The following is a 10,879-nucleotide window of genomic DNA, read 5'->3' on the forward strand; positions in this document are numbered from 1 at the left end:
TGTGCTCAATGAAATCGAAGCCCTGAGCCAAAAATACGGGTATCGTATCGCCAATGTTTTCCATGCTGGCGACGGCAATCTACATCCCTTAATTTTATATAACAATGCTGTACCCGGTCAGCTAGAAACCGTTGAAACTTTAGGTGGCGAAATCCTTAAGCTCTGCGTCGAAGCTGGCGGTAGCATTTCGGGTGAGCACGGCATTGGCGCTGATAAACGTTGCTACATGCCCCAAATGTTTGCCACTGCTGACCTGGAAACCATGCAATGGGTTCGGCAAGCCATTAACACTCGGGGGTTAGCCAATCCCACCAAGCTCTTTCCGACACCCAAAACCTGCGGAGAAGCAGCCATGGCCCAGCCAGCTAAATTCGATAATATCGAACGGTTTTAGGCCTGGAGACCCATGAAATCAAACATTCACTGGCCAAGCACCCCAGTAATTTTACGTAGAGCGCCTTAATACCATTAAGGCAAATTCTGTACATTGGCTGATAGGTCTACTTCAATGGGCGGGTAGGTTATAAAGGTAGCGCTAATCAAGTTACCTCAGGGCTTTTCAGCTTTTCAACCAAAGTGATAAGAGATCTGAACGCCATGGGTAGCTTTAAATCTGTGAGCGAGAAGCTACATCCCAAACCTCAAGGAGACACATTCCATAATGAAGACCACTTTACGTGCAAAGCTACTACAGCACCTAGTCAGCAAGAAAAAGGCCAACGAAGGGTTTACCCTGATTGAGCTCTTAGTAGTCATCATCATCATCGGTATTCTGGCTGCTATTGCTCTACCCTCCTTCCTTAACCAGGCCAACCGTGCCCGCCAAACAGAAGCCGTCACCAACGTTGGTGCCATCAACCGTGGTCAGCAAGCCTACGTTCTTGAAGAAACCTTCTTTTCCGATAACATTGCAGGTTTAGGAATTGGTATCAAAGTAGAGTCTGACAACTACGCCTTTGGTGATATTGCAGATATAGTTGCCGGATCGGCCAACGTAGGATTAATTGGTTTTGTTGATGGTGCTGGTATTAATGATCGGACTGCGGATCCGAACGACTATAGAACTGGCGCAGCTGTTTTTGCTTCGCCCTTCAGCGATGTCAATCTCAAAGCATATGTCGGATCTACCTATCTTTTAACTGAATCAACAACTGGTGAAACCACATCCACCACTATACTTTGTGAAGAGATTAAGGCTGATGATAATCAGATTGCAGATATTGACTTTGATGTAAATGCTGGTTTAGTAGAAGATGCTGAATGTGGTGCGGGCTCTGATGAGGTTTAATAGTAAGTAGTGTCTGATTGCGTACATTAAATAAAAGCCGCTTAGGGATGGTTTTCCTAAGCGGCTTTTATTTGTTCTTGTAATTGTGAAGTGCACAAATGTTTAGAAGATTGCCCAAGCTATCGCTACCTAAATCCATATTTTCTATATTGGCACTTACTATGGGAAGTATATATTTACAATTTTCCCATTATCAACAGTTGAAATATGGTGTAGGTTCTGTTGAAGAGACCGTCCAATGGGATGAACGTAGTGCTGCCCAATCATTACTTATCCTGAAACTTCTACCAAAGTTTGGCTATCAGAATCTTTTCGCTGATTGGACGTTTCTAAATTTTTTACAGTATTTTGGCAACTCCGAACTCCGTAAGACCAAGGGATATGGTCTTAGTCGTAACTACTTTGAAAATGTTGTTGATAACGATCCCTACTTCATTTCATCCTACATATTTTTAGTCAACAGCATATCTATTTATGCAGGGCAGCCAGAGCAAACCATAGAGCTGCTCGAAAAAGGATTAGTCACTATGGGGCCTAACAAACCCAACCGTTCCTATTTCCTCTGGCGACACAAAGGTACAGATGAGTTATTATTTATTGGAAATAACAAAGCTGCTGCGGAATCCTATCGAACTGCTGCTACCTGGGCCGAGCAATCTTCTGATCAAGATTCACACATTGTTGCCAGGCTATCTCGTCAGACAGTAGATTTTTTATCCACAGATCCCAATAGTAAAGCTGCTCAAATTAGTGCGTGGTCAGAGGTATTACTTAGGGCTACAGATGATGTGATTCGGCAAAAAGCAACAATAAACATTGAAGCTCTAGGTGGTACCATTTTACGTGCTAAAAATGGTCAAGTTACAGTCCGCTACAACCCTAACGAATCATAATTTATCTCTCTTAGAGTCTGTTATGATTTTTCTCTCTACCCAACAATTTGAATTTGGGAGAGAAGCGTTTGACGCTTTGCTTGTAAAGCATGATCTAATGCTGGAAAAAAAGAAGGTGCACCAAGAAAACCTGAGAACACCATGGTAGCCGGCTGATTCACGATACTAGGAGAATAGTCTAAAGGTAAAGGCCCATCTATATGGCGATTGAGTGCACCAAAGCCGACACGCTGAGTACGCGGCTGTTCTATGAGCTTACTATTTTTTAACCAGTCATCGAAGCTTGCTGCTTGCTCCATAGAGCTCAAAAATTGTTCAATTTTTTCTTCGTTAGGCAAGCTTACATTGAACTGTGGCAAATCATTGCGCGGTTTGATTAAAAGCTGTTCTATTAACTCACGGCGTTGCTCTGGTAATAACCAGGCTAATATGGCCTGCCTGCCTACAGTATTTTCCGGCAATGTTTCTGCCTTAACTCCATCGCCCTGCGCTAACTTAATTAGTATTTGACCTGTGGGGAAATCTTCCCAACGTTTGGTTGCAGCTGTATAGTTCCCTTGCCACCAGTAAAGTCCCCCCTGTTGACGCTTTAAATAAGCTCTAAATGATGCTTCCCCAGCTAACTCAATTAATTCAGTATATTGTTTCGCTAACTCGCCAAAAACAGTCTCCTTTACTCTACCCAATTCACCCAGCTGCCAGATGGGACTTGTAATTTGTAACGGAAATCTCAACAGTTCTAAGACTAGCGCATCAACAGCTAGTTCAGGTTGATTGTTACGTAGCAAGGCCAGTCCTAATCCCAGGAAAATTCTTTGTTTTGCAGGTACAAGTTGAGCTGAGTTAGCAAACATTGCTACAGATTCACTTGGATTCGTCTGACTCAATAACCACCCCAAATTCGAGCGACCAAACTCTTGATATGGAGCACTTGAATTAGCTGTTTCAAACCAATTGATCGATGCAGTTCTTAACGCTGCTCTAGATGCTCCGGTAGTTTGAAAACTGAAGTCTCCCAAAGCCCACGCTAACATTGAAGAATAATAGGGCTCCCAAGGAACTAAGCGATGTGATTCAGTTATTGCCTGTTCAAAGCGGTCAAAATTACCACGATTGAGCTGATCAAATCCATGTTTGGCTATGGACCAGGCACGATGTACAGGTATTAACCATAGATTCATAGCCACAACACAACCTAGTCCTAGCCCAACTAATACTTTAGAAAGTTTCACTTTCTGAGGGCTAGCTGGAGAAATCCAACCTTTATGCGAACCATAGCCCCTGACAAGAACAACAAGATAAACCACCAACACCCCTGTAATAGGTAGTGTATCTAGTTGATAATCGGTTAATCCCATGAGTCCATAAGAAAATAGCCCTGCCATCAAACTCCAGATCAAGCTGGGTGACAAAAAGGAAACAGAATCTTTTTGTCTGGCCCAACACCAGATTGACCATCCTAGAAGACCGACCAAGCTGACTAAAGCTGCCACTCCCCACAGCCCCAACTCTGCCCATAACTGGGCCGGAGTACTATGCAATTGAAAATGTAGCTCGGCTTCACGACCTGCCCAGTAAGGACGATATTTTTGAAACAGCTGTAAAACACTGCCAGGCCCTGCTCCAGTGAAGGGATGATCCAAACCGATGCGCCAGCCAATTACATTAGTGATGGCTCGATATCCTAGCTCACTGTTGTTGGTTCTGCCTTGTAAAAGGGCTAATAGGGGTCGCCGAACTCGGCTATTGCCCAGGGTGGTCGCAATTAAGAGACACAGCAACAGGCCTCCAGCAGGTAGTACGAATCGCTTGGGTAGCTGACTGCGAAATAGGGTGATAACTAGGGCGATCGCAACCGTCACCACCAGAGCCAACAACCCACCCCGAGAGCTGGCTGTATATAGATCTGCTAACCCTAAACAACAGCCAATGCCCCATAGCCAACGCTGCCAACCACGATCATGAATGGCTAAGCCAAACAACAAGGGCAAAATCAAAACCAGGTACCCGGCCACATAGTTTTGATGCCCCAAGGGATACCAGTTACGCAAGCTAGTCACACCAAAATTAAACTGCTGGGCAACACCATAGGGTTCTAACGCAGCCAACCTTTCAAGTTCTGGAAAGTAAGTCTGAAATAACCAAAGATAGAGACTGACTAAGATAAACGCAATCCCTAGACCTGCCTGAAACTTAAGCAGTCGGATCGCCTGTTGAGGTGTCTTTAGCCAACCAGATAACGCATAGAGTGCCGCAATTCCGCCTAGTGCCGCCCATGCGTACCAGCGGGCCTGGTTTGGAAATTCAGCAAAGATGGTAGAAACCCCTAACCCGACAACTAGCAGCGCTACAGGCCAATCCAACCCTGACCCCAACTTAAACTGATCTATGGGCTTAAACCACAGTTGCCACAACAACCAGACAATAGGCAACAATAGTGCCACCTGCCACACAGCGACCCAAGGCCAGGACACCATCAAAGAATGACTGCTGGGTAATAAGGTAAATAAGATATAAAGACTGACTGTTAGTAGCCCAATCAGGCTGCCATCTTCTGTCCGCAGTGAGACAATTTTAGATGGGGTATGGGATTCTGGTGGTGAGGTAGACATGCACAACGGGGTTAAGAAACGTCAGAGTTTTGGAAGTGGGAAAACTTAAAGTTATTGCGAGTGGGGTGGGGTAATCCAAAAGCCTCAGTTCGCAGAGATTCAACCAGGTGATCTAAGGGGGGAAATTCTCGAGGCCATGATAGGGAAAAGAGATTGAGTGAGACAGGTATGGAAAACTGACGCAGGTTTTCAGGCAACAAAATAGATGAAACACGTTTGGCATAGTAACTGCGGTACAGCAAAGCCAGACCCACCCGTTGATTATTAAAAACGGGTTGTGTAGTAGACCAGAACCAATCTTTCAGGGTGCGTTCAGTGAGGATATGGGATCGCACTTTCTCTTTTTCTATGGGGTTGAGAGCAACAGCCTCCAAATAATCTGGCAGATAACTGGTCTGTAGCCACGCTTTGAGTAAACGACATCCTGATACATCATCGGTTGCTTCAACAATACAGCGATCTAGCAAGATAGCCGCTTGTTCAGGATTTTCCTCTATGGTGAACAAGGCCTGATGGAGAAGGCGACCATCTTCGGAATTTTGAACCTGAAACGTGGAATTAGACCACCATTTCAGAGTCGTAATGTGGGCTGCTAAAGGACTATACAAGGGGTGCTTGGGATCTAGGGCTAATAGAACTGTTTGATAGTGTTGCAATACTCGGGTAAACACAGCTGCTCGTAGGGGAGATAACTCCTGTTGCCAGCTTTGGAAGGTGAGTACCTGGGGATTAATTAAACATTCCAGCGCGAGTGCTGCGATCGCAGACTCAGTGTTACCCATTGCCTGGTAGGTTAGCCCTAGCAAATAATAGCTGTGGTTTTTACTTCTGGGACTGAGTTGCACAACCTTAGTAATCGCCTGGTGGGCTTGTTCAACATGACCCAATTGCCATGCTAAAACCGCTAAATTTTGATTAAACCAAATATCATTGGGCGCAACACGCAATGTTTGCTGATATAGCTGAATAGCTTCTTCCCGCAGCAATTTTTGATTCTCGTCGCTAGCCGTTTCAGCTAGGCTACTGAGTTGCTGCGCCCCTAGGGCAGCAGGTATTGGGTCCCATGGAGCCAGGGTAGACGCTTTGTAAAATTTCGAGTTAGCTTGACTCAAGTTGCCCTGACCAGTCAGTGATACGCCTTGATGCGTCATCCACAAAGCAAGATCCGCCCGCAGCCAGACTTGTACTATCAGTACGACCGTGATCAGAAGAAGCAAGCTCCCCACCCGCCCAGTTGACTTAGAAAAGGTCGAAAACGTCAACTCTTGCCCTAGTTTAAGGAGAGACACCAACAACACACTCAAAGTAACGGCAATGGGAATATTTTCTAGTTGATAATCAGTCAAACTAGAAACGCCATACCCCAAAAAACCTAGGGTCGCCATTAAGCTCAGCTGCCGATGCTGGGGGGAGGCCAGATGTTTGAACTGTCGGTGTAATTGGACCAGGCAAATTACGGTTCCCCCATACAGCGCGAGGCCACCTACCCCCAATTCAGCTGCTATTTGCAGAGGCAAATTGTGTAACTGTTGCACCTGGTTGAGTCCAGTGCCGACTTCTAAGGGGCGATAGCGCTCATAAACTCGCCCTAAATTACCCGGACCTAAACCTAATGGCCGATCTTGCAAGATGTTAATGGCAGCTTGAGCCATAAAGAACCGATCTGACGTAGGGCCATCAGTCACCGGCCTTAACGTTGTTGCCTGTGGAGCAGAGCCGATATCAATGGGGACTAACGAGCGAATGCGTGGATTACTCATCAGCACCCCCACAGCTAGACAAATCGTCAGTAGTGCTAGCAGCAGCACACCTAAACGAGTCTTACCTCGACTGCGAACAATGCCCATCGTCAGGGTAAGGAGCAGCAGCAACACTCCCCCTAGCCATGCGCCCCGTGATCCAGAGGCATAGAGGGCAATCGTAATTACTGCCGCCAATAGGCCATATACCCAACGTTTCCAGCCCAATTGCAACCACGCTATCCCCACTGCTGTTGGCAATAGCAACACAAAATAACCACCCGTAAAATTGTGATGACCTAGGGGAAAACGGTTACGAATTGCGTCATAGAAATTACTCGATAACCACATTGCTGGCGTGGGTCGCCATAATGCCAGACTGATAATAGCTGCGATCGCACCTACCCAAACCACACCCTGGCATAGCTGTAGAGCGCTAAATCGACTGTTATATAATCCATAGATCAAAATCACATAGCAGCTTACCAATAGGCTATTTTGCAGAGCTAGCAACGGAAAAGGCGCAATCACACTGCTAACAATAAGACATAGAAACAGACCTAAGATCAGCCAGTCAAACCCAAATCCTAAAAGATAAAAGGGTTGCTGCAAGCGTCGCAAACGCCCAATACAAATACCAAACACTAGTAAAAAAGCGCCTTGCCAAACCAATACCCAGGGCCAACTCACCATGCGAAAGTAGCTGTCAGGCAACCATGCAAACGTCGCAAACCCTAACAGGCTTACCCCTAACAAACTGTCATAGGTGGTTAATCGCTTAAATAATTCCATTACCGTACAAGCAGGCAAAAAATTAAGGTACTGCCCATGGTCATATTGTGATCAGCATGCTTTTAATGGCACCCCTTATGTTCCCTACTATGTTTATAGGCACCGTTTAATAGGCACCCAGGCCTGTTAGCACAATGCGTAGTGTGGCTACCATAATCTCTAAGTCCAGATTGAGAGACCAGTTATCGATGTAGTGCAAATCTAACCGGGCAGCATCGTCAAAAGTTTCAATGTCAGACCGACCTGATACTTGCCATAGGCCAGTAATCCCAGGTAATACCTGATGACGAATATGGTGCCAAGGCTCAAAGTGAGCCACATCGCGGAGCGGTAGGGGGCGTGGCCCCACTAAACTCATCTGCCCCAGCAACACATTAAACAGTTGGGGCAGCTCATCCAAACTTGTGCGGCGTAGAAACTTACCAACGGGGGTAATGCGTGGATCCTGCTGGAGCTTAAACATAATGCCATCCGCCGTTTGGTTTTGGTGCTCTAGCTGAGCCTGGTGCAGGGGCGCATCCACCACCATGGTGCGAAATTTCCACACCTTAAAGATTTTGCCTTTTAAACCCATGCGATCTTGTCGAAAAAAGACAGGTCCGGGAGATGTGCAGCGAATAGCGATCGCAATCCCAATAAACACCGGGCTCAGCACTAAAACAGCTAAAACGGCTAACCCATAATCCAACCAACGCTTCAGGCGATAGTCAACACTTTGAAAAATAGACGTTTCAATCATTAACGTGGGCAACCCAGCTACAATTTCAGGGATTCCGCGTCGATACAGCATTTCTCGACTCGATGGTAGCAGTCGCAAGGGAATCTTAGCACTGCGCAATCGCCAATACAGGCCTGAGGCAAGCTCCACATCAGGAACATCTTCAGCCAGCACCTCATCCGGTTGGGCCGCTAAAATCTGCCGAAATGTTATGTCTGTATTGGCCGTTGCCACCATGGCAGCCCCAACAACGCGATAGTTCGAGCGCTGTTCTAAGGTTTTTGACAAGCGATGCATACGGCTTGGCTTAGTAATTAGAAATACTCGTAAGGGTGATCGAGCCCCTTGAAGATGTGTCAGTAACCCAGTCGTAAATAAACGGCTAATCATAACCAATACAATGCTACTCACCCAAGCACTAAAAAAAAGTGACCGGGGAGCATCCAGTTTTGGATCATAAAAATAAGCCAGTACCAACGATAAAAAGTAAACACAACTCACTAGCTGCGCGGCTCGCAAATAATCCCTTGCCCTGACCGTAGCGCCATACAAACCAAAGTGAGTAAATAGTAGTAAGGTCGCCCCTGCAAACAGCCAAAACAAACTGGGTAGTCCTAACCATACCCACCACACCAAGGGCTCAGGAATTGGAGAATAAAATTGATTCAAAAAACGTGCTAGCTGCCATGCCAGCCCCAGAGCCAAAATATCACTCAGAACCAAAGTCAAAACCCTGGCGTTACTCCAATCTAAACGCCGGAGAGGATGACTCCTGTGAGCATCACGAATATCATCTGTACCAATACCAATACCAAAATTTTGCTTGCGGCTTGGCTTGAGAAAAGACGGCTCTTTCATTAAACAGCTTGGGAAACTAGCGCCCTTTGAGCAAATGTCAACTTGACGAATGCTCTGGCCTTAGGATAGACCGCATTGCATGATTCATTAACTGCAGTCCAAATAATAGTAGAAATGCCGTATTGTTCAGTACGTATCGCCGCCATAAACGGCGAGGCTCTTGGTAAAGGCGATAGACCCACTCCAACCCCCAAGCCATCATCCACCGGGGTGCCTGGGAAACTTCGCCGCTATGAAAACTAAAGGCGGCCCCAACACCCATCATCACGGCGTTTAGTTTACCTTGCTGACGTGCCATCCATTCTTCTTGCTTCGGGCAGCCTAGCCCGACAAACACGACAGCGGCTCCAGATTCATGAATGTGTTTAATATCGGCTGCTTCTTCCGCCGAGGTCAGGGGGCGAAAAGGTGGGGCGTGGGTGCCTGCAATTATCAGATCTGGAAACTGTTGCTGTAGATTTTGCACCAGACACTGCAACATCGCATCGGTGCCGCCATAGAGGTAAATAGGTAGTTGTTCTTGGGTGGCGCGATCGCACCAGGCCAGCATCAAATCGGGACCATACACCCGTGGCTGGCGAGCAATGCCCAAACGGCGTAGCCCCCAGACCAACGGCATACCATCGGGGGTGACCAGGGCCGCATGGTTGAGTACCCGACGATAGGATTGATTCCAATAGGCAGTCATGACCACATGGACATTGGCCGCAATGATGTAGCAGGATCGTTTGGTGTGAACCCAGAGGGATATGCGATCGCAAGCATCTTGGTAAGTAGTGCTATCTACCCGGGTGCTTAAAATATAGCGACTTTCTGAACTGCCTAACCCCATACTCATCAAGATTTATATCTATTATCTGCACTGATACAAGTAAGCGTCTAGTAATGAGAAAGTTATACTCAAACTTCCATCAAATTGCATATCCAGGCAACACTAAATAACTAGACAATACCAAGCCAATAGCCATGCCTCTACTGAGCATATGCATCCCAGCCTATAACCGACCAGAATGGCTTAAGCGAGCAATTCTATCCATTCTGACCACACCCATAGAACAACAACATCAAGTAGAACTTATTGTCTCAGATGATTCGACCATACCTGCTTGTAAACAGATCGTAGATGAACTGATTGTTAATTGGCATGGCAAGCATCACTATTGTCAAAACACCCCTAGCCTCGGTATGGCAGGCAACTGGAATCATTGCATTCAAATTGCATCGGGAGAATATGTATTAATACTGCATGACGACGATTATTTGGAAGCAGAGGCTCCTGGCAAAATTCTTGAGACTTTACAGCAACACCCAAACGAATCCGCCCTATTATTTGGCGTTAATGTCGTGACGTCAAAACAGCACATTCAAAAACAACAGGTTGTTAGCGAACTAGAGCAACTCAACCCTGAAAAAGCTCTTCAACATCTATTGACAGACTCTTCGTTTATTCGCTTTCCTGGCATGGTCGTTAGAAGAAATGTCTTTCAAGAAATAGGCTATTTTGATAAAGCTATTGGAGGCATTGCTGACATCCAATTATGGCTCCGAATTTGCCAAGCATGTGGGCTGCTACGAGTTCCCATTACAACGGCTAACTATACCGTCCATGATGGAGCCCTAACTATGAATATGTTTAATCCTGATGTTGTAAAAGGACTAGATCAAATTTTTGAAGATGTACAATCCCAACAATGGTTGTCTTCAGAAGTATTAGAAAAATGCAAGGCCAACTATTTTCATCAATTTATACTGGCCGGCACAGTACGTTACATTAGAGCATGGAATCTCAATAAAGCCATTGAGGTTTTCAATCTTTTGGATCAGATCAAACTTCAAAGTAACCAATTAAAATTCAAATGGAAATTGGTCAAATCAGTTTTAGCTATTTTCCTATCGCTCTTTAATGACTCTGGCTAGAGGAATTTCAAGGAGGATTCTCTTGGATTGGAACCGCTATCCCTGGGAACTGGTTCATCCAA

8 protein-coding genes are annotated in these 10,879 nt (G+C 45.9%); 4 read left to right on the top strand and 4 right to left on the bottom strand.

Annotation, left to right across the window (positions count from 1 at the left end; translation table 11 throughout):
- From DXZ20_RS32515 to DXZ20_RS32525, 3 genes are all read left to right on the top strand, one after another.
- Window positions 1-394 (top strand): FAD-linked oxidase C-terminal domain-containing protein (locus DXZ20_RS32515; RefSeq protein WP_284681699.1); only part of this gene is annotated, 394 nt, incomplete at its 5' end.
- A 267-nt stretch (window positions 395-661) separates the two neighbouring features.
- The gene (locus DXZ20_RS38360; RefSeq protein ID WP_163702890.1) at window positions 662-1,288 is read left to right on the top strand and encodes a type IV pilin-like G/H family protein; all 627 of its coding nucleotides are present in this window, start codon (window positions 662-664) and stop codon (window positions 1,286-1,288) included.
- Between the two features lie 98 nt (window positions 1,289-1,386).
- A complete protein-coding gene (locus tag DXZ20_RS32525) occupies window positions 1,387-2,181 on the top strand; it encodes a hypothetical protein (protein ID WP_163702891.1) in 795 nt (264 codons plus the stop codon).
- A 35-nt stretch (window positions 2,182-2,216) separates the two neighbouring features.
- On the opposite strand, the gene DXZ20_RS32530 is transcribed toward DXZ20_RS32525, so the two are convergent.
- From DXZ20_RS32530 to DXZ20_RS32545, 4 genes are all read right to left on the bottom strand, one after another.
- Entirely contained in the window at window positions 2,217-4,793 is a 2,577-nt protein-coding gene (locus DXZ20_RS32530; protein ID WP_163702892.1) for an O-antigen ligase family protein, read from the bottom strand.
- Window positions 4,794-4,804: 11 nt separating this feature from the next.
- Window positions 4,805-7,324: an O-antigen ligase family protein gene (locus DXZ20_RS32535; protein WP_163702893.1), complete on the bottom strand. Its 2,520-nt coding sequence runs from the start codon at window positions 7,322-7,324 to the stop codon at window positions 4,805-4,807.
- Window positions 7,325-7,430: 106 nt separating this feature from the next.
- On the bottom strand, window positions 7,431-8,900 hold the full coding sequence (locus DXZ20_RS32540) for a sugar transferase (RefSeq protein WP_163702894.1): 1,470 nt from the start codon (window positions 8,898-8,900) through the stop codon (window positions 7,431-7,433).
- A 37-nt stretch (window positions 8,901-8,937) separates the two neighbouring features.
- Window positions 8,938-9,738: a WecB/TagA/CpsF family glycosyltransferase gene (locus tag DXZ20_RS32545; RefSeq protein WP_163702895.1), complete on the bottom strand. Its 801-nt coding sequence runs from the start codon at window positions 9,736-9,738 to the stop codon at window positions 8,938-8,940.
- Between the two features lie 128 nt (window positions 9,739-9,866).
- Between DXZ20_RS32545 and DXZ20_RS32550 the strand changes: the two genes are divergently transcribed.
- Window positions 9,867-10,817: a glycosyltransferase family 2 protein gene (locus tag DXZ20_RS32550; RefSeq protein ID WP_250566003.1), complete on the top strand. Its 951-nt coding sequence runs from the start codon at window positions 9,867-9,869 to the stop codon at window positions 10,815-10,817.
- Window positions 10,818-10,879: the final 62 nt, after the last annotated feature.

This window comes from Adonisia turfae CCMR0081 (assembly GCF_011009555.1).
GTDB classification, from domain to species: Bacteria; Cyanobacteriota; Cyanobacteriia; order Phormidesmidales; family Phormidesmidaceae; genus Leptothoe; species Leptothoe turfae.

Coding starts and splice junctions, on each gene's coding strand:
- DXZ20_RS38360 (WP_163702890.1), top strand. CDS start 662: ATGAAGACCACTTTACGTGCAAAGCTACTACAGCACCTAGTCAGCAAG.
- DXZ20_RS32525 (WP_163702891.1), top strand. CDS start 1,387: ATGTTTAGAAGATTGCCCAAGCTATCGCTACCTAAATCCATATTTTCT.
- DXZ20_RS32530 (WP_163702892.1), bottom strand. CDS start 4,793: ATGTCTACCTCACCACCAGAATCCCATACCCCATCTAAAATTGTCTCA.
- DXZ20_RS32535 (WP_163702893.1), bottom strand. CDS start 7,324: ATGGAATTATTTAAGCGATTAACCACCTATGACAGTTTGTTAGGGGTA.
- DXZ20_RS32540 (WP_163702894.1), bottom strand. CDS start 8,900: ATGAAAGAGCCGTCTTTTCTCAAGCCAAGCCGCAAGCAAAATTTTGGT.
- DXZ20_RS32545 (WP_163702895.1), bottom strand. CDS start 9,738: ATGAGTATGGGGTTAGGCAGTTCAGAAAGTCGCTATATTTTAAGCACC.
- DXZ20_RS32550 (WP_250566003.1), top strand. CDS start 9,867: ATGCCTCTACTGAGCATATGCATCCCAGCCTATAACCGACCAGAATGG.